Source organism: Pelagimonas phthalicica (assembly GCF_004364805.1).
Classification (GTDB): Bacteria; Pseudomonadota; Alphaproteobacteria; order Rhodobacterales; family Rhodobacteraceae; genus Pelagimonas; species Pelagimonas phthalicica.
On record NZ_SOAP01000002.1, the window covers coordinates 1,560,290 to 1,579,797 of the forward strand.

The 19,508-nt window shown below is 52.4% G+C and carries 12 protein-coding genes; 3 read left to right on the forward strand and 9 right to left on the reverse strand.

Going from position 1 to position 19,508, the window contains the following annotated elements; translation table 11 throughout:
- Window positions 1-27 precede the first annotated feature (27 nt).
- Complete coding sequence (locus CLV87_RS17720; RefSeq protein ID WP_133840831.1) at window positions 28-456, forward strand: glycosyltransferase family protein; 429 nt, start codon at window positions 28-30, stop codon at window positions 454-456.
- Here the strand turns inward: CLV87_RS17720 and CLV87_RS17725 are convergent.
- Genes CLV87_RS17725 through CLV87_RS17740 form a run of 4 tightly spaced genes read right to left on the reverse strand, consistent with a single transcriptional unit; the run spans window position 432 to window position 8,563 of the window.
- Window positions 432-1,547 carry a hypothetical protein gene (locus tag CLV87_RS17725; protein ID WP_099247545.1) on the reverse strand — a complete coding sequence of 372 codons (1,116 nt, stop codon included), beginning with the start codon at window positions 1,545-1,547 and terminating at the stop codon, window positions 432-434. The genes CLV87_RS17720 and CLV87_RS17725 overlap by 25 nt on opposite strands.
- Window positions 1,547-3,991: a vWA domain-containing protein gene (locus CLV87_RS17730; protein WP_099247547.1), complete on the reverse strand. Its 2,445-nt coding sequence runs from the start codon at window positions 3,989-3,991 to the stop codon at window positions 1,547-1,549. Before CLV87_RS17730 ends, CLV87_RS17725 begins: the two co-directional genes overlap by 1 nt.
- Complete coding sequence (locus tag CLV87_RS17735; protein ID WP_133840832.1) at window positions 3,988-6,189, reverse strand: hypothetical protein; 2,202 nt, start codon at window positions 6,187-6,189, stop codon at window positions 3,988-3,990. The genes CLV87_RS17730 and CLV87_RS17735 overlap by 4 nt, the downstream gene beginning before the upstream one ends.
- Before the next feature lie 40 nt (window positions 6,190-6,229).
- A complete protein-coding gene (locus CLV87_RS17740; RefSeq protein ID WP_099247551.1) occupies window positions 6,230-8,563 on the reverse strand; it encodes an ATP-binding cassette domain-containing protein in 2,334 nt (777 codons plus the stop codon).
- A gap of 860 nt (window positions 8,564-9,423) precedes the next feature.
- Here CLV87_RS17740 and CLV87_RS17745 point away from each other — a divergent pair.
- Window positions 9,424-9,816: a hypothetical protein gene (locus CLV87_RS17745; RefSeq protein WP_133840833.1), complete on the forward strand. Its 393-nt coding sequence runs from the start codon at window positions 9,424-9,426 to the stop codon at window positions 9,814-9,816.
- A gap of 827 nt (window positions 9,817-10,643) precedes the next feature.
- The gene (locus tag CLV87_RS24055) at window positions 10,644-10,961 is read left to right on the forward strand and encodes a hypothetical protein (RefSeq protein ID WP_133840834.1); all 318 of its coding nucleotides are present in this window, start codon (window positions 10,644-10,646) and stop codon (window positions 10,959-10,961) included.
- Between the two features lie 109 nt (window positions 10,962-11,070).
- Here the strand turns inward: CLV87_RS24055 and CLV87_RS17755 are convergent, their stop codons facing one another.
- The 5 genes from CLV87_RS17755 to CLV87_RS17775 are packed head-to-tail and all read right to left on the reverse strand — an operon-like array spanning window position 11,071 to window position 19,325.
- Window positions 11,071-12,513, reverse strand: coding sequence for a type I restriction-modification system subunit M (locus CLV87_RS17755; protein ID WP_099247557.1), 1,443 nt, complete (start codon window positions 12,511-12,513; stop codon window positions 11,071-11,073).
- Window positions 12,510-14,246: a DUF262 domain-containing protein gene (locus CLV87_RS17760; RefSeq protein WP_099247559.1), complete on the reverse strand. Its 1,737-nt coding sequence runs from the start codon at window positions 14,244-14,246 to the stop codon at window positions 12,510-12,512. Before CLV87_RS17760 ends, CLV87_RS17755 begins: the two co-directional genes overlap by 4 nt.
- A gap of 60 nt (window positions 14,247-14,306) precedes the next feature.
- Window positions 14,307-15,266: a toll/interleukin-1 receptor domain-containing protein gene (locus CLV87_RS17765; RefSeq protein ID WP_099247561.1), complete on the reverse strand. Its 960-nt coding sequence runs from the start codon at window positions 15,264-15,266 to the stop codon at window positions 14,307-14,309.
- A gap of 1 nt (window position 15,267) precedes the next feature.
- On the reverse strand, window positions 15,268-16,566 hold the full coding sequence (locus tag CLV87_RS17770; RefSeq protein WP_099247563.1) for a restriction endonuclease subunit S: 1,299 nt from the start codon (window positions 16,564-16,566) through the stop codon (window positions 15,268-15,270).
- Complete coding sequence (locus CLV87_RS17775; RefSeq protein WP_099247565.1) at window positions 16,563-19,325, reverse strand: type I restriction endonuclease subunit R; 2,763 nt, start codon at window positions 19,323-19,325, stop codon at window positions 16,563-16,565. Before CLV87_RS17775 ends, CLV87_RS17770 begins: the two co-directional genes overlap by 4 nt.
- Window positions 19,326-19,508: the final 183 nt, after the last annotated feature.

Here is a 19,508-nt window from a genome sequence, read left to right on the forward strand (position 1 = left end):
GGCCTTTGGATCCGCTCAGGCGCGCCAATGACCGCGACAGAAGCGGGTACTTGGATCGGTAGCCTTTTCGCCTTGTCGCTTTTGTTGGGCGTGCTTTACCCGCAACTTGTCACAACCGCATTGCCTGCTGCGGGGCTTGCCGTTTCGCTCGGGGGGGTGATTTTTTCGCTTATTTCACATGAGCCCCCTGCGCTGCCCGAGCTCATGTTGCTTGGGGTGACCTTGCCTATCAGCGTCATCTCCGCGCTGCTCTACCTATGGGGCGCACGTCGGGTCATACTCATTGCTACTCTGGCCGGGGCCTGGCAAATCGCCTTGGTACATATCCTCAGCACGGCACCAATTACATCGCCTTTCTTGCTCTTTCCATGGATAATCGCCCCAATCATTTTGACCTGGATCGTTACTGGTGCCCTCATCCAGTGGCGCTCTTACCGGGTGAAATCAGCAAGGTAATGCTCTAACCGGGATTGGGCAAAACGCAGGTCTTGATGAATCTTGCGATAGGTGAATCTGGCAATCATGGGCAGCGAGGAAAGTTGGTTTGCCTTCGTGGCAAGTGCGGCCGCATTGAACATTTCCTGACGCAATTCCAGCCGTTGATTGAAAATGTTCACGGGCCGATCACCACAATCCGGGCAATCAAAGATTGTATCGACCAAAGCCAGGCGCAGCACTTCTTCACATTGGTTTCCCCGAACGGCGGGATGATTGCTTAGGCATAACCCATATTCGCTCAGCCGTTCGCGCAATCGGCAAAACCCCAGGACAAGTTCCTGATCTTCTTCGAGGTTTTCTTCTGCCAAGGGCGCACAGTTTTCACCCAATGGCGTTATGGACCACCCCGGATGCGGACCAGATGAAAGCCGCGCAAGCTTGGACAAAATCAAGCCGATTTCAGCGCGCGTTTGTTCGATATCCTCCAAGGCCCGTCGTTTCATCGCGACCGCATCATCCGCTTTTTCACAGTTCTTGTCATCGCTTCCAAAACAAAACCCCACGGCGGCCGGCAAAGAGAATGACAGCTCAGAAAGCGATTTTTCAACAGCAGACACGGGGGTTGAAAGATCCCGGGACAGGCTGACACGCAGGACACTCACCATGATCAACTGAAAACAGCACCAAGCCAAGGCCAGCAAAATCAGGCTGCGCGTGATCTGAGACAAGCGCACGCGCGGCTTCTCCAGAGCGGCGCGTCCTTCAGGTTCAGGCAATCCTTGGTTTGCCTGTGATTGGGGTTTGCCTAACGCTGCGTTGTTGGCAAGGGCCGCGGCCAGTATCTGTTCAAAACTTTCAGCAGGTTTCCATTGCTGTTCCGAGATTTGAATACAGTTTCGAAGATAGGCCAAAGTGCCTTTGTAAGACCCGCCACCATGTTCTTTGAGAGCCCAAATAAGCGGGCTATCTTTGGCAAGCGAATCCTCAAAACTCTTGCGATTGAACGGTGCGCTAAGGTCCTGATCATCATGAGCCAGATACCAGCCCAAAAGATCCGCTCGCGCGCGATCAAGACGCGCCTTGCTGCGAAATGTATAAGCTTCCGTCATCAGTGGATAATCTCATCGTAAGGACGCGGCAGATAGGTCAGAGGCAGATAGATGGTCACCACCCCGCCGATGCCTGTATTCGTCCACACAAACTTGCGGGCCTTGAGGTCAATATATTCGTCGCGGCTGGCATCCCAAAACAGGTCACCCTTTCCGTCAGGGCCGTTCTCCCAAGGGCGGTCCACCTTGAAGTCGGAATCGATCAGATTGAGCAGCTTCTTTGTCCGACATGCTTCCAGACGGTATTTTTCAACCTTTTGACGGGCCGAACTCGCAAAACTGTTCAGATCCTGCCCCAGATCCAGAATGCCTTCGCCCAAAATGGTTCTGCTGACCAAGGGGATATTGTCGCGATTGTCGAAGTAAGCGAAGAAACGTTCATTATCCTTGGTCAGGAAGTCACCCGTCAAAATCTGTATCACCTCACGCAGCGCATTGGACAAATCTGATTGTGCGGTCGTGTCATGCATTGATTTGCACAAAATATCGAATTGATCCGCCAGTCTTTTAACCTCGCGTTGGGAAATCGCGGCGTGGAAGTCCCAGCTGTCGCTTGCCCCGGAACTTGGCAATGCAACAAAGCCTTTTGCCGCCAATGTCCTTGCCTCGGCAGAGGCGCTGACATCATCTAGATCAATCCCAAAAAGCTTGCGGGCCGCATCGGTCAATTCCGAATAGCCGGGGGGGTAGCGGTTAGATTCCGCCACTGTCCCCTGCGAACCGGTCAAAAGAATATTCGCGATTTGCTGAGAGATAACATCCTGAATCTCTGTCGCACCACGCAAGGACTGACGAATGCTGACCTGCGCTTCCTCTCCGGATTGAGGGGAAGCCGGGTCATAGGTTACCAAGGTCTGTTCCAACCCCATCCGCACACCGTCCTGCATCGTCCGGTCAAGCAAGTCCTGGCTTTGCTTCACGAAATCTTCATTGATTTCACCCAGAAATTCGCCCCGCACAGCAATGGGAAGATAAAGCACCTTTTCGTCTTTCAGCAGATCAATCACACCTTGCGGCGCATTTCCGCGATCCTTGTGATCGGCCAAGTGGATCACAATCCGCAAGCTCCCATCGCGCCAATCCGCCGATTTGATCGCTTGATAAACCGCAGCAAAGGCCGCCTCAGGTTTGTCATCCAATGGATCATCAAGGAACAATGGTTCGCTCAACAGATCTTCAAACTCATCGCCAAGATAGATCTCTGTCAGGTCGACAGCTGTCTTGATCTGCATCGGATCATCCAGCCCTTTCGCCGAACGGCGCAAAAAGTCCCCATACATCACCGCGCCAAACCGATTTGTCGTTGAGGCGCGATCAAGCGCAATCGCACTGACCTCTTCGGCAATGATGGGAAAATAGGTGTCCATAGATTTGGTCGCATCTAGAACAAACAGAACATCCACCTGATCAAGCAGAGACAGCTGATCCCCGATACTTTGCCCCGACGACTCGGCACAAAGTTGGCCTGACCCGCAGCGAGAGCCAATAAAAGCCACTTCGGCATGGGCGTCTTGCGACGTGGCCAACCTTTTGTCCTCAGACCGTTTGTCCAGCAGAACCGGGTATTTGTCGAAATCACGTTTGTCGTTCAGCATCTCGGCAAGAGTGGCAGGTGCCTTTGCCAAAGGTTCTGCGTTGGACGTGCCCGGAGGTGCAGTCAGAATTGCGGCTTTCGAGTTTTCTGCAAAAAACGTAGTCAGCCGCGAAAACCAGATTGTGCCAGCATCCTCTCGCACCCAGCCTTCGACGGTCTTTTGGTCCGGACCGATCAGATAAAACAGCTCATCCTCATCATTCAGCATCATGTCCCAAACTTTGAAGACCGAGAAAACCGACAAGTCATGGTCAAGCCGAGAGCCTTTGGACGGAACATCGTAGAGAGGAACCGACATGCGGTCATTGGACTCGGCTTCGGAATTCCAGGTCAAGAACTTGGTCTCAATCGGGTTTTCCGCAAAACTGCCATCCTGCGTGCGAAACCCGTCACATAGAGGGTCAGCCGCGCCAAGCGTATCTCCGCGCTCACAAAATTGCTGCACAGCAAGTGGTTTGAGGGTCGGGCAAGCCAAGCCACGGCTCAACACGCCCCCTTGTGCGTTGCTTCCCCCCCCCAATAACGCGTTGCGAGGAACCCAGCCGCAATTGTTGCCCCCCTCTTCCGCTAAAACCAGAACAAGTCCATTTTCAGCAGCGTAACATTTCACCGGGGTAAAGGGTTCCAGAAACGTATTTGTCATTGGCTGAGGTGCCAACGGCCCGGATTTGAGCTGCTGCTTGCGCACCGTCACCGAATTGCCGCTACGCTCAAAGGAATCGATGGTCTCATACAAATCACCACGACATTGCCCCTCTGGGGAAACAAAGCTGGAGGCATCTTGTGCCCAAGCTTCGCCAGTGAAGAACAGAGCACTCATCAGGATGGTCGTCTGCTTCAAGGACTTCATTGCAACTCTCCAAAAATAAATTTCGACATGACCCGGATCTTGTCGTTCAAAAAGAAGGTATCCGCGAGTTCGGGGGTCAAAACCCAATGGGTCAATCCCGTCCCCGTGTCAGGGCACTTGGCGGCAAACCGTTCGGCGGCATCCACCAGAACCTCATCTTCAAAAGGGGGTGTTTGCAGGGTTGCGCGAACTGAATCAGAGCGTAGCAACTTCACCGCTTCAATTGGCATGAAGTCAACCACTACCGATCCTGCCATGCTTTCAGCGGGCAGTCGCGGAGGCGTCTGGCAATAGTTATGCGTTAAAGGCAGCCCCGTACGACCAATGATTACGAAACGCGGGGGCAGACGCGCCTCTGCAGCAATGACATTTGCCGATCTCGCTAGGTTTTCCGCCCCGATTTCCCCGGGTTTTAGCGACTGGGCAAAGAGTGTTGGATCTCCTTCCAACAGAACGGGATAGGTAAACCCTTTGCCGCCATCACCCTCGGAAATGAAAACCTCCTCGGTTGTTTTCCCGAAAGCGCGCGTTGCATCGCCCAACAGGGTTGCCAAAACCGCTGAGAGGTCTTTGGTTCTACGCGCGTTCCAGATCGGGTACAGTTCTGGTGACACTATCTCGCCGTTGGAGTCCGTGATCCCGGTCATATTATAGAGCAGGATATTCACCGGGCGGATCGCGCTGCGCAGTTTCACATTGGAAAAGGTGACGATATCCTCGTCGGATAAAGAGACAGGCAACTCCGTGTCTTTGGAAAGCTCCCTGAGGTCAAAGCTCTTGTCGGGAAATGTGTCTGACCAGGTCAAGATACAGCTGCGCGGGGAGGGCAATCCAGTCCCCCCTGCATCAATTTTCTGGGGAACCGAAATCTTGATGGTGAGATCTTTGATCGGCTGCCCCAGCACCTCCGCGTGGAGCATATCAGCGATTTTGTTCACCGGTTTCATCCGGGTGATCTTGCTGAAGTCACCATCCTCATAGTCACCAGTAAAGTCCACCACCACGGGTTCAAAGAGACCGTCCACATGCCCGATTTCCATCTGCGGCAGGCAATTGTTGATCAGCGGGCTCGTATAGGCCTGATCAAATTCGATCAACAGATCCCAGAGAAACTTATCCTCTTCAACAGCCTCATCCACCTCAGCGATCGTTTTCGGTGCATTGACGGCACTCGCCGTAACATCCACGCTTTCTTTGAGGACCAGGCTATATCCAAAGGCGGCTTTTTGAGGCTCTGCTGTGTCGACTTGTAAATTTTCGTTCAGCACACCCATCTGCCAAAGCGTGTGAAAGCCCGTTTTGCGATCGTCCGGATACTCTGACATCAAATCTGTCAACGCGAGCGCCACACTTTCCGTAAAACGCTGCCTTTCACCTTCTGACAGGCCTGTGGTTTTAGACGCGACTACCTGCCCAAGATCGACCAATCGGCTTGTCAGGACTTCATCCTGGCCGGACACCGCATAGACAGTCAGCGTTTGTCCGACAAAACTGTTGGAGAGCATGACGCCGGGCTGTTTCACCTCCGGGGCCGGCGATTCAGAAACAGGTCTTTGGAGGGCGGGTTTTTCGGCTGACTGTTCAAACTGTGCACAATCTGGCGCACAGATCGCGGCCGCAAGCTGTTGCCCCTCGCCGGACGCAAAGTCATGGGCGAACCAGATCGTTTCCCCGTCGACATAAGAGCTTTGCTTCAACACGCCGGACTTCAGGTAAGGGCGAACCTTCAATTTAGCGAAAGGATCATAAGCGCCCTTATAGTAATCTAGTTCACTCAGAAGAAACGCATCAACTTCCACCGCTGCAGAAACACCCCCGGTTTCAGTGTCGGGAAGGAGGTTTTGTAAAAAGACCGAGTTGGGATCTGCAAAGACAAAAAGCGACACTGGTAAACGCTCGCCCGAATACCGGATCACTTCTATCCCACCTTTTCGCTTTGTCGAAAGATACCCCTGTAATTCTGCACATCTGTCATGCTGCACGACCCCATCGGTATAGAAGTCAAGATCGTCAGCCGCCGCAAATAAGCGATTTGGATCAACGTCGCGCCGCATAAGTCCCATCGGGCTCGCGGCGTCACTCATCGCGGCATGTTGGCTCGCTGCAAGCGCTTGGGAACAAACATCCTGAGCATTGGCTGCCCCGGAGAGCATAACCATCCCCAATAACAGAGCCCAAGGAAGATAAACCTGTTTCAATGCAACAAACTCCTCTATTCAAAAAGCTTTTTTGAGCCCATCAAACCGATTGCAACTTGCTACCCACATATCTGTGATTGCTCCACCATACGGCGACGACACAGATGCCAACCACGATCACCAGGCCAAATGCCAAGGAAACCGATAGCAGGAAATGCGCGGTCGACCAGGCCAGCCAATCCGCAGGCAGTTCCCATTGCAGCGCCAGTGTTGGGGCCCAAAGCACATGGAACGCATAAAGCAGGAAAAGCGTGGCAACAGCGGCCACCAGCGTAATGACAAGTAGTTCCAGAAAGACCAAAAACGAGACATGGAAAAAACGATAGCCAACCGCGCGCATAATGGAAAGAAATCGCTCATGCGACACGATAAAGGCCTGAACGGACAGGATTTCCGAAATCACAATCGATAGGGCCATGGCAACTACCGCCGAGACCACAAGCAGCTTGCTGTTCAACGCGATTCCCAACAGGCTTTTCACCTGACCAAGCGCGTCGTCGTTCAATTTGAAGCTGGGCCCATATTTCGCATGAAAAAGTTCGGGCTTCTCTTCGCATTCGTCGATCATACAAAACAGGTCTGCTGCATAATTCGCATCAAAATACATGGCCGCGCTTTCATAAGGTGGCCAGTTTTTGCCCCAGTTTGCCGGACGCATTTCTTTGGTATTCAAAAGCCGCAAATAGGCTTCATTTGTCATTGCGACCTCGCCGGAAAGGACCTTTGATCCCGGAATATCAGGCAAGATCCCGGCAACGTCGACCCGGGCAAGCGCCTTTTCGGTGCCCAGACAAAAGGCTTCCGGGGTTGGATCTTCAGGGGCCACGCCCAGAGCGCGGTTCAGGAAGTCGCGCGTGACAAATACCTGGCCTCGCAAGTCTTTTCTTTTCCAGTTTCCAATGGGTTGCCCCGATATTGTTGCCGTCTCTTGAAAGAGTGGCTCTTTGTGATCAAAAACCACCAGAACGGCGCTGCGCGCGCGCTGCCGCGCACCATCACAGCCCGCCTCAAGAGCTGCGACACGCGTGCTCAATTCAAGGCGGCGGCCAAAAATCTGCAGCTCTCGCACGCCCTCCACGCTGACAAAGGTCTTGCCCAATTCTGCCTGCATCCGGCGCAGGCTTTTGTCTGAAAGCAGATCATCCGCAGCGCTGTCTACGTCCCCAAACAGGTTCAGCGTGTAATGAGACACTTCTGGCTTGCGCAAATCGCGTTCAAACTTGGCAGACAGAACGTTCAAGCCGACGATCATCGCATATGACGCCATGATCCCCAACATGACGATCAATGCAAAGGTCGGACGCGTAAACACAAGCGGGCCGCGCCAGAAACGATGCGCCAATCGCCCGGCACGTCCTCGTCTGACACCAGATACGGGCTTACCCTGAAACAATTCGGCCAGAACAAATTGCCAAAGGAAGGCAAGTGTTCCCATGAAATTTGTGATGTGCGGCTTTGACTGTTTATTCAGCCTGTTGGAATTGGATCTGCGTCTTTCGGTCTTGTTGGGATCAATGATCAGGTTTTGCGCCTTGCAATGATCTTCGCTAAGAGGCGCATCGGAATTCTGCAATTTCAAGGCCGCCAGCTGAGCACGTCGCGGTTCAAGATTGCTGTCGTCACCCGGCTCAAGCGGCTCAAGAACAAGCGGCCGCCCGTCTTCGGAGACAAGTTGACCATTGTTCACGTATAAAATCGACGAGGCAATCTCGAGCGCCAAAGTCTCATCATGCGTCACCCAGAGCACAAGGGCTCCGTTGGCCTCCGCCCAATCGCTCAGATGCTTCATGATACGTCTGGCATTCACAGGATCAAGATTGCTCGTCGGCTCATCACAGAAAATGACTTGTGGTTCGGCGGCAATCGCGCGGGCTACTGCGACCCTTTGTTGCTGGCCACCGGACAGGTTGCTCAGGCGGGTCCGAGACAGGTTTTGATCGGTTTTGTTTGTGTCAGAGAAACCCAAGCCAAAGCTGTTCATCAGGTCCTGAAAACGCGCCTCATCCAGCCGAGGTTTTGTCAACGCGCGTGCCATATCCACATTCAAAGAGACCGAAAGCGTCTTCATCAAATGCGCGTCCTGAAAGACAAAACCGAGCGTGCCTGGTTGTATCGTTTGCCCAGCCAGAAGATCGCAGGCGGAATCCGTGCCACGAAACAGTTCCAAGCAAGAGTCTTCGGGGTTTGAAGAGACGAGGTTAATGCCCTTCAACCCACTCATCAGACTAAATAACGTCGACTTTCCTGAACCTGACGGCCCCATTATCGCAACGACGCCGGATCCTTGGATATCCAACTTGTCGACGAAAATGCCTTTTAGCTGTCTTTCATCTTCGTTTCCGCCGGCCGCAAAAACGGTTCCAACGTTTCGCATTTTAATACAGTGATTCAAGTTACACACCCCACGGATATCTTGATGTATTTGCAAATCTCAATTTTACTTAAAGCACTTACAAAGTGTTACGCATCAAACTCCACCAGATTTGGTTTTTCACCCCCAATTTTGGCAGTCCTGTAAAACTCTATTGATTTCCCTAATCAGGCTCGCTCTTCTGTCAAAATTTTCGACTTACAATGAATTGACAAAGCATGCGCTGTCAACGCCTTCACGTTGTCGAAATCAGGTGCTCTGACGCAAACCACGGACAACTGACCGCTTAAGCTCAGGAAGCCTGTGCCGAATCGCGCACGCTGCGCATGAGCTGGTCAAGTTCGAGCATAACATGCAACTGATGCAGCCGCCCCACGTCAAGGGCCATGTCAAACGCGGCCAAATCGATGCAGCGGATGCGTAGGCGATATGCAATGTGGTCAAGCGCCCAACAATTCGGTCCCGGTGAGGTTCGACGCCACTCTCCGAACGGGAACGGGTCGTGGCCCTCTCCAGCCCCCCGTGTCAGCGGTCTATGTGAGAACCTGAAGCATGACCGCGCCCATATGCCGACCCAGTGATATTCGGCTCATGCCACAAGGAATAAAATGCAGCCCTGAGTGAAACGACAACAGCAGTCAAAAGCTCGGCGGCCAAGCAGAAATTTGCACTGGTTGTTGAGATAGTTCAAGGCAAGACAACTATTGCCGAAGCCAGTCGAATTTATGATCTGGCACCGTCAGAGTGGAGTTTCTCCGGTTTGAGGGTGCCTTTTTGGACCTGCCGCGCGCTCGATGTTTTGGATGATCTTCTCGCCGCACCTCTTCGTTGCCTTTCTCATCGTCCACTCCTCGGCGGTTACGATGAGCAACAAACTCTCTCTTAGCAAACAGCCCAATTTGGACATAAAAGCGCTTACGTCAGACACAGGAAAGTGGCCAGGATGGGCGGAAGCTATCGTTAACTCAAACATTACACAGGCGCTGATAATAATTGGAAGCGAAAGTGGGAACACCGGAAAGTCAAGTTGGCAGCTAATCAAGCCGCTGTTCTACAGATTATTCAATGCAGATGACAGCCTCACCATCCAGCCCAGAAAAGCAATGTTCAATGGCTTGTTGTGGACAACGTCAGCCGACGCGCGAGCAATCTCGATCTTATTTACGATCATATCTGTCGCATACCACTTCGTTTTGGATTCACAGGGGGCTCTAGAGGGAGTGTTTGTATTTGCTGCAATCGCCGCCGTGACGTAGCCGATTTCGTGGGCATTGACGGAAATGCACAAGAGAATTGGCGGCGAGCAATTAGAGATCATTCGTCCCTTCCACTCAAGCGAAGTCAAAGAGTTCTTTAGAAATGAGTGAGCAGATATTGCCCGCCATCCGACACACGAAATCGGCCATAGAAGAATACCCAGACAAAAACTGGGACATTGCATACTCAGGAGGCAAGGATTCCACAGCTACCCTGAAGGGGTTCTTGGCAGTGTTTCAGAAAGCATAGAGAAAACCATCACGAATTTCCCTTATTTATTGCGATACTGGCGTAGAAAATCCAATTATAGACTCTTATGTAAAACGCACTCTGAAAACATCCGCCGAGAGGCTGAAGACGCGAAGGTCCCCTGAGTGCGGACATTCTAAGCGCGGCCGTTCAGGATCGTTTTTTGTCAAGGTCGTGGGCCGTGGTTACCCTACGCCTACCAACAGTTTTCACTGGTGCACGAAAGCTCTACGAATAAATCCCGTTTCTAAGTATATGCGATCCTTCGGTTCCGATGACACCATCATGGTCCTTGGCAGTCGGCGCGACGAGAGCCAGCAACGGAAGCGGTCAATCCAAAAAATGGCGACGATTATTGGCAGAAGCAAGGTGGATCTTCAGCAACGATCTATTTGCCGATACTGGACTTGTCAATTTCGGACGTTTGGGATGCCGTATTTGGCCTGGGAATGCAGACTTCGATAGACGCTCGTGAAATCGAAGGAATCTATATAGATGCCTCAGGAGAATGCCCTGTGATTAAGTCCCCCAACTCTCCCCCTGCGGCAGCGGGCGCTTTGGATGCTGGACATGCACAGTGTTGCGCAAAGACCATTCAGCAACGAAAATGATAGATGCGGGCCACTATGAGCTGCAGCCTTTTTTGGAGTTTCGAAACTGGCTCGCCGAAGTCCGGAATGATGAAAAACGTCGCTGGCCAATTCGACGCAATGGAGTTGAGAGGCCGGGGCCTTTCTCAATAGCCGCGCGAGAAGAAATTCTCTTGGGCTTGTTTCACCTCGAACGGACGACTGGAACCGAGATCCTTGCCGAGGGGGAGCTTGAACACATCTTCATGCTCTGGGAGCGCGACTACGACATAGAACATGAGCTTAGGTTGAGGCCCAAAACTTGACCTGTTTCCCAGCGGCAGAGAATTCAAAGCCAAAGGACCAAGTCGATGCCTATTTCAATTTTAGCGTAAGTTCCTGGTGAACGGCATACATTGCGGTATTACTAACATATCACTCTTCCTCTACGCCGAGTTCTTCAGCTACTGACCGAAAGTGCCCCAAGGCAGCCTCCAAGTTTTCCACGATTTCTGCTGCCAAGACATCGGGAGTTGGAAGGGCATCAATGTCTTCGAGGCTGTCATCTTTGAGCCAGAAGATGTCCAAGTTGAGCTTGTCCCTTCCGACCATCTCATCATAGGTAAATCGCTTAAAACGCTCAGTTTCCTTCCGCTCTTTGTAGCAACGCACGAAATCATCCAAGTCTGAGCGAACCAGTAGCTTGGTTTTGAGTGTCTTATGGATATTTGTCCTGTAATCGTAGACCCAAAGCTCTTTTGTTTGCGCTTCCTTCGAGGCAGGTCTCTTGTCAAAGAATAGGACGTTCGCCTTGACGCCAGGGCTATACCAGATGCCGGTGGGAAGCCGCAGCAGGGTATGGAAATTGAATCCTTCGAGTAGACGTTTCCGGATCCCTTCTCCAGCACGACCAGCTTCGAAAAGCACGTTGTCGGGCAACACAACTCCTGCACGCCCGTTGGCTTCCATCACCGTCATGATGTGCTGCAGAAAGTTGAACTGCTTGTTCGATGTCGTGAACTTGAAATCTTCACGCTCGTAATTCTCGCGCTCTGTCGAAACCTGCCCGTCTTCGCCCACTACCTTGTAGCTGGATTTCTTCCCAAATGGTGGGTTGGTCAAAACCACATCAAAGCGTTTACCGTTGTCACCAGATAGAGCGTCTCCCTGGTAGACGGGGCTCCCGCCGTCGCCCACCCCGTGCAGATACAGGTTCATCGCGCACAGTCGAACGACTTCGTCCACGATGTCGACGCCGGTGAAAGACGTATGTCGCAGGTCACGCAACCTATCGCGATCTTGCGTTTGGCCCTTCATGTGATCGTAGGCAGAAAGCAAAAAACCACCCGTTCCACAGGCAGGATCACAGACGGTTTCACCAATTTTCGGGGCGACGCACTCGACAACTGCATCAATTACTGGACGCGGTGTGAAGTATTGCCCGGCTCCGGAACGCACTTCTGAAGCGTTCTTTTCAAGCAAGCCCTCATAGATTTGCCCTTTCACATCGACGCCGATGCCGATCCAGGGACCTTCCTTGTCGATCAGGCTGACGACGCGGGTGAGTTTTGCGGGGTCTGACAGTTTGTTCTGAGCCTTGCGGAAGATCGTGCCGATCAACCCACCTTCTTTGGCCAAAGCTTCGAGCGTATGACGATAGTGTAGTTCCAGCTCGTCACCAGTCTTGCCGGACAGCTGAGACCATTGCCAGTCAGTTGGAATTGCTGAAGGCTCACCAAGCAAGTCCACGCGTTCCTGATCCATCTTCAGAAACAAAAGATATGTGATCTGCTCGATGTAATCGCCATAGGACACACCTTGGTCCCTCAAGACATGAGCATAGTTCCAAACCTTGGAGACAAGCTGTTCATTGGTCATTCGCTTTTCCACCACTTCTTGAAGGCATCTTTTAGACCCCAGGCTTTGGCCAACCGCTTTAATAGTTCTTTCCGGCGTCCTTCGATATCCTCTGGCGTCCAAGATTCAAACTCTCGAACTTCATTGGTCAGGGTAAATGGACTTGTATCGCCTGGCGCAAAATACTTTGTCTTCTTCTTTTCAAAGTCGTAGTTTCTTGCGGCTGAGTTCTTTCGAAAATTCAATAGAACAAGATTGCCGATGCTGTGAAGCCAATAGCTGTGATCTTCCGCATCAGAATACCACTCTGCCCATTGCGACCCTTCCTCCAAGGTCTGAGGGCAGACGTGTTCAACTGAAATGGTCGGAAAATCATAATTCGCTGACCCGTCATGAGATGCCTGCTCCAAACGAAGAAGAAGAGGTTTGACCACCCTCGTAGCCAGGTAAACATCACCATCAAGTGCATTGAACAATGCAAACACTTCGGTTTCGGTCAATTCCAAGCCAGTCGATCGTTCTTTTGCACCGGCCCGCGGCTTCCGGTCAACTGGCGGTTCGAGCACGTCCAGAACATCCGCATAACGATTCATACGTACATTTACGTCAGCACGAACCATGAATAGATAATATGCCAGTCGCTCAAGTTGAAAAACGAATTCAGCGACATCTACATTATCACCTTTGTTACTCTGCTGTAGACATAGGAGAAGCGGTGGCAGCCAGTCTTTGTTATCAAGCCGGTTTAATGAACGCACAAGATCCGCAGTTTTGTGACCGAAGCGGTTTCTCAACTCTACATCGTCCATCGACAGCAAGAATACGTCTGCGAAGGGCTCAAGAACAGTGTCCATAAAACTGAGTGGGTCATCCCGAAAAACCGGAACTTGGACGGGAAAACCGTTTTCAAGCGAGGTCCGTGGTTTGTCGCGCTCAAATATCATTCGAACATGGGTAAAGAGATCGCTGAACTTACCACGCTCAAGGCTGATTTCGATATCTTCCCAACGTTGCGAAAGGTTGTCTTCCTTGTGCTCGCCCGCGCGCTCCAACAGGTCTGCCTTCAATATATCCGTTGCAGACAGATCCATGCCTCGTGCGTTCAGGACCGTAAAAATCCGACGAGCAGCAGTTGGAGTGGGAACTTCTACAACCACCAGATAGCAATTTTGTAAAAGGAACTTCAGAAGTTCGCTGCGCTTCTCCTCACCCATCTCTTCCAGCTTGTTTCTGATGGTTCTTGCGTTCTCAATGATACGCGCTTTCGCGCCCGACAGCCCATCCTTGACTGGAAGGTCATTTGTTGCGCCAATCATCTGAACATGTTTCTCAAAATAGGCCTGATCCTTCTGCCTCAGCAGTAGACGTAGCGCCTCTGGAATTCCCTCGTCTTCGTTGGCAACTTGTTTGATGTATTTTTCGCGACTGACTCTTTTAACAGTATCTTCGGTCAAATCTCGGATCACGCTAAACAGGATGGTCAGTGTGGTCAGACGCTGCTGTCCATCTACAACACGTGCGTTTGGACTGCCGTGCTTTTTCACCAGAACAATGCTTCCCAAAAAATAGAAACCGTCGGATTTTGAAGCTGGCCCCATAGCCTCTGTTAGATCGGTCAGAAGCTCCTCAACCTGCGTAGTCTCCCAGGCATAGGGCCGCTGATAAGCCGGTATTGTAAAAGCGTAGTCTTTGGAAAATACTTCTGAAATCTTCTTGTGGGCTGCTTCGATGCGGAGTTGAGATAAGTCGTTCATTTTTCCAAAGTCCTGCGGATAAAAGATAATTGTTCTTGTTTTGCTTTTCGCGCTCGGCCCTCAGGCTCCCTGTAGAGGGTTGATCAAGAGTGCCCAGAAATACTCAGCCGCACCTTCGTGGCTCAACGCCTTGTCGCCGTCACCATGAGCCATGAAAGGCATCCCCATGGGGCGCAGGAAGAGTTTCTGATCGTCTTTTTCGACGGAAATGCTTTCGTTGTAGGCACCTGAGCCAGCGTCGTCACCGTCCGCATAGGTAATCCCATTACCAAACCCGCCGTTCAGCCGGACTGTGCAGGACGCAGCCTTGTCGCCATTCTGGTAAATCGTTGCAGTAAAGCAGTTTCCGTCAATCCGTCGATGACGCACCTGGATCCCTCCATTGCGTGACCCAAGCTCCTGCAACGAGCCTTGGAAGAACCGATCCATGAACTCAAAAGCATCAAGCAGGAAGCCATCCTCATCGGCCTTGGTGAATTCCTTCCGCAGCCGCATATTCGAAGACCGTGGCAATACCACCTCGGCTGCGGGCTCTGCCACTTCAATGAAGTCGTGATTTTCTTTTGCCTCCGCGCCGACGCCCAACTCTTCGATAGTGCGCCTGATGGATTGGCTGACGTTTAGGAAGGCCTCATCAAGGTCCGGCCAACGTGTGATTGGGACGCCATCGGTGGGCGTTACCAGATACTGGCCCAGATCAGTTCGCTGCCATTCGCAGGGGCGCAGAATGACGGAGACAAGCCGTGCAGTACCTTCGCGGTGCCGTTCCAGGGCACGCCCCTTTTCGATCTTGTAGCAATAGTCAGAGGCCAGGAAATCCGGGCTGACAAGCAGCAGGATGACGTCTGCCTTATCCAGCTCCTTGCTGATGGTCCAATCCAGATGATCGCCGGCCAGGAGCCTGCGGTCATGCCAGACTTCGATCAGGCCCTGACGCTTGAGCATCGAAAGCTGCACTTCGAGCTGATCTCGAAGATCTTCGTCCTTGTGGGAATAGGAAATGAATACACGAGCGCCCATGTTACTTTCTCAATTTCTTAGAATATTGAATGCGTTCCAGCAGTGCTGAAGCGGGTTCGTCATCTGGATCCTGCGGGACAAGGCGACCTGAGAACGCATCTTTCAGGATCGATTGGCGGAGCGCCGCGGAACGTTTGAGCTCGGTTTCACACCACTTCTCTAAGTTGATGATTTTTGCAAAAGCTTCATTTACGGCCTCAATGATCTCTGCTTGTTGGTCTTTCGGGGGCAAGGCCACAGGGATGGATTTAACTTCTCCACTATTGATATTGTGCACACCGCTTGTGGAACGTGCTTGCCGCTCAATTACCTGCCGTGTCTGAGGTGAACTCAATGACATGTTCAAAAATACTGGAAGGATGCGATCCTGATCGACGCGGAGTCGTATCAAGTATCCGGCGAACGCCATGCCTTCGCCTCTTTCATCGACGACGGCACCACGAGCAACCAGATTGGCACTACCATTGGAGCGAACAATCAAAATATCTCCACGCTCGAGCGAAAGCTTTGTCTTTTCCCGCTCATTCAAATCAATGTATTTCAGCTTACCAAGATCAACTTCTCCGCCGACAACGTTGGGAATCCTCAGCACAGCCGTTCCATGCGGCTCAGGGCTGCATTTTTTTGCTGTTCCATAGCGGATATCGGTAAGTAGCTCACCCACTTTCAACTCCACCCAGTCAGAGCGCTCTGAATCGGTCAGCTCACCAGTGACGGCGGATTTGAGGATGGATTCGCGGCAGCGCTTCAGGAGATTCTGCACCTCCCGCACCGCCTCTTCCCCCTTGTCCAGCTGGGCAAACAAGGTCTCGATCTTCTCTACGATCCGCTGCTGCTCGTTGGTCGGTGCTACTGGAATCTCCAAATCTTTGATCTGGTTGAGGCGCACCCCCTTAACCGTTGTCCCCGTCCCCATCGCTTCGATCCGAGAGGCGATCGAAATCAGCCATAGTTCAAGAAACGATTTGTCAAGCGCTGCTGAGGGAAACAGCGCCTTCAAGTCCTGGTTGATTGCGGTATCCATCCTGGGCCGGACGACTTTGCCCAAGCCCATTCGAGTAGCGATGACTACCGTGTCAGCTGGAATCATTTTCGAGCTGCTATTGTCGAGCGCTTCTTGCGTGATATTGAAGCCCGTCTCTGTTGGTCGAGCGACCTTCATATCCTTAACGGTCATGAGCGGAATAGAGCCCTGAAAATACTCAGGCACGCCTTTTGATGGGGTTCCACCGCCCACAATGCCATTTAGCACCTCGCCGAGAGATTGAAGGGACCAGCCTTCTGGCAGTTCCTCCGTCACGCGACCAGTGCCCCTTGCAGCTCATCCAGCATGTTATTTAACCCGTCCCCGAACAACGCCCGTGCTTTCAGAATGCCGCCCTTGTCCGACAGGCTCGGCACTTCCATGAAATCGCGTGGCGTGATTTCTGCATTGGCGGCGATGAATTCTGCGATCAGCCGCAGCCAGTCCATCTGTTCCGCCGTATAGTCTCTCCCGGCCTTTTTCTCACGTCCGACCCAAAGATTGAAGCGTTGTTTGACGCTGTCGCCATATGGGGTGAGTTCCTTGTCATACCCCAGAGCAAAGCGGATAAGCGCCACGACCTCGGTCAACTGTTTGTCCACCGGTGCCCCTTTGACCACGGCGGCATTCACCCGTTTATAGGCCTGCCAGACATCAGCGGTCTGTAGATAGCGTGGCGGATCCTTCATCTTCTGCGTCAGTTCTTTGATCTGCGCATAGGTCAGACGGCGCTTGCCTGCAGGCTGATTGTAGAGGATTTGCAGCGCGGTGATTTCATCCTTGTTCTCGTCCAGGAACGTTTTGAACGAGTTGATCCGCTCCTCGGCATGTTTGACGTCAAATTCAGCTGTTCGCAGTTCGTCGGTCGTGACCTCGTCGATGATCATTTCCGTCTTCTGCTTGATGTCCTTGATCAGGTTGCGAACCTTGGGATCATCAAAGGGCGCGCAGGCGGCATCGGTGAGGTCTTCGATCACCTGAGCTTCCTGCTCCGGTGTGGGTGCATGGCCATGCTTGGTCTGAATGATCTCTGCCTGCTTGTCCGGGTCGATGGCATCAAGAAGCGCGTTGGACAGGTCTCGTGGTGTCTTACCACCGGTCATATCAGCGATACGTTTTCTATCCTCATCCTCCAGCTTGCGGTCCAGCACCGCAAGACGTCCAGCCAGGGACGAAAGCGCATCCTCGTCACGCCGGCCTTGGGCAATCTGGTCGATCAGCTTGTCGAAACTGACGGACTTCTTGCGCTCCAGCGGCTGGCTGGCGTTTTTCTTGGTCTCGGTCACGCCGACGGCGTCGATCAGGATGAAACGGGTTTTGGTCTGGGCATCTGGCGTGACCTGTTTCAGGTCAGCATCCGGGATGGTGCGCACGCCACGACCCTTCATCTGCTCGTAATAGCCCTCTGACTTCACGTCTCGCATGAAGATCAAAACCTCGACAGGTTTGATATCCGTGCCGGTAGCGATCATGTCGACGGTAACCGCAATGCGCGGGAATGGATCCACACGGAACGCCTTGATCATCGCCTTGGGGTCCTCGCCCGTATTGCGGTAAGTAATCTTCTTGGCAAAGTCGTTACCCTCGCCAAAGACCTCACGTGCAATGTGCACGATTTCTTCAGCGTGGTTGTCATCCTTGGCGAAGATCAGCGTCTTTGGCAGCCATTCGCCAGTGCGATCAGGGAAAAGTTCGTTGAACACACGATCCTTGTAGGTCTGTAGCACAGTGCGGATTTGGTTTGGAGCCACGACAGAGCGGTCGAGTTCCTTGGCTGTGTAATCGAGATCGGCATCCAGCTCGCGATACCTGACTGCGCGTGTGCGCTTGTCACGCACCGGCACCTGAAAGTCACTATCCTGCACCTCCACCTTGCTGCCTTCTTCAGTCACCTTGGTGCGGATCGAATAGATTTCGTAACCCACATTCACCCCGTCCGCCACGGAACGCTCATACGGGTAATCCGCCACGAGGTTCTGATTGAAGAACCCAAGCGTATGCTTTGATGGGGTAGCGGTCAGGCCGATAATGGAGGCATCGAAATACTCAAGAACCTGTCGCCAAAGGCCATAGATGGAGCGGTGACACTCATCTGTAACGATAAAATCAAACGTCTCGATTGGGATCTGAGGGTTGTATTTGATCGGGGGGATTTCCCCCTCTTCTTGCTCCCAAGTCTCGAAGGCGGATGTTTCTTCCTGATCGCCTTCGATTTCCTCACCCCGAAGCATCGAATAAAGACGCTGGATGGTCGTGATGACGACCTTTGCATCGGGGTCGATCCGATGAGAGTGGAGGTGCTGCACAATGTATGTATCTGTGAACCTGTTTGCTGCACCTGGTGGCTGGTAGTTTTGAAACTCTTTGAGGGTCTGGTCACCGAGATTGTTTCGATCGACTAGAAACAGAATCCGCTTGGCTTTTGCATGCTTGATCAGACGGTAGCTGAAGGAACATGCGGTAAAGGTCTTGCCCGCCCCGGTGGCGAGTTGGATCAGTGACCGAGGGCGGTCTTCCGCGAGGGATTTTTCCAAACCTTGGATCGCGTCAGTCTGGCAGTCTCGAAGGCCGGACGAATCAAGCGGCGGTAGCGACTGCAAACGGCCCCTCAAAGTGCCATCGTCCTGTACCCATTCGAGAAGCGTTTCGGGTTTGTGGAAGGAAAAAACGCGGCGCGAACGGGGCTTGGGATCCCTCAAAAATCGGAAAAAAGTCTCGTCACTCGTGCTTTCGTAATCGAAGACAAGAATGCTGTCCCATTTGGCCAAGTGCTCAGGAAGCGCAGCCATGTATTTTTCCGACTGTTCCGCTACTCCGCTCAAGGTTACGCCGGCTTTTTTCGCCTCGATCACACCAGCCGCCTTGCCACCGATGAACAGTAAATAGTCGCAAGGCCCTGACTTCAATTGAAATTCCCGAACAGCTACGCCAAGGGCTGCGTTGCGATTGCAGTCCTGGTTGTCCTGGATTTCCCAACCAGCAAGGCTCAAAGCTTCGTCTATTTTTTTCCGCGCGATTTTTTCAGGGGTGGTCATAATTACCTCGGAAAAAGAACAACTTTTTTAACCTACCGATTGGCAGCACAACCTCAAGTAAAACTGGATCATGTGCAGGCTGAAAATCTGGGAGTTGAATTCTGAGCCGGAAAACTTGATTATTCCGGCGTCGAACTTCAGCTGCTAACCCCAGTGCGATTGGCATCGTCGACTGCAAGTCAG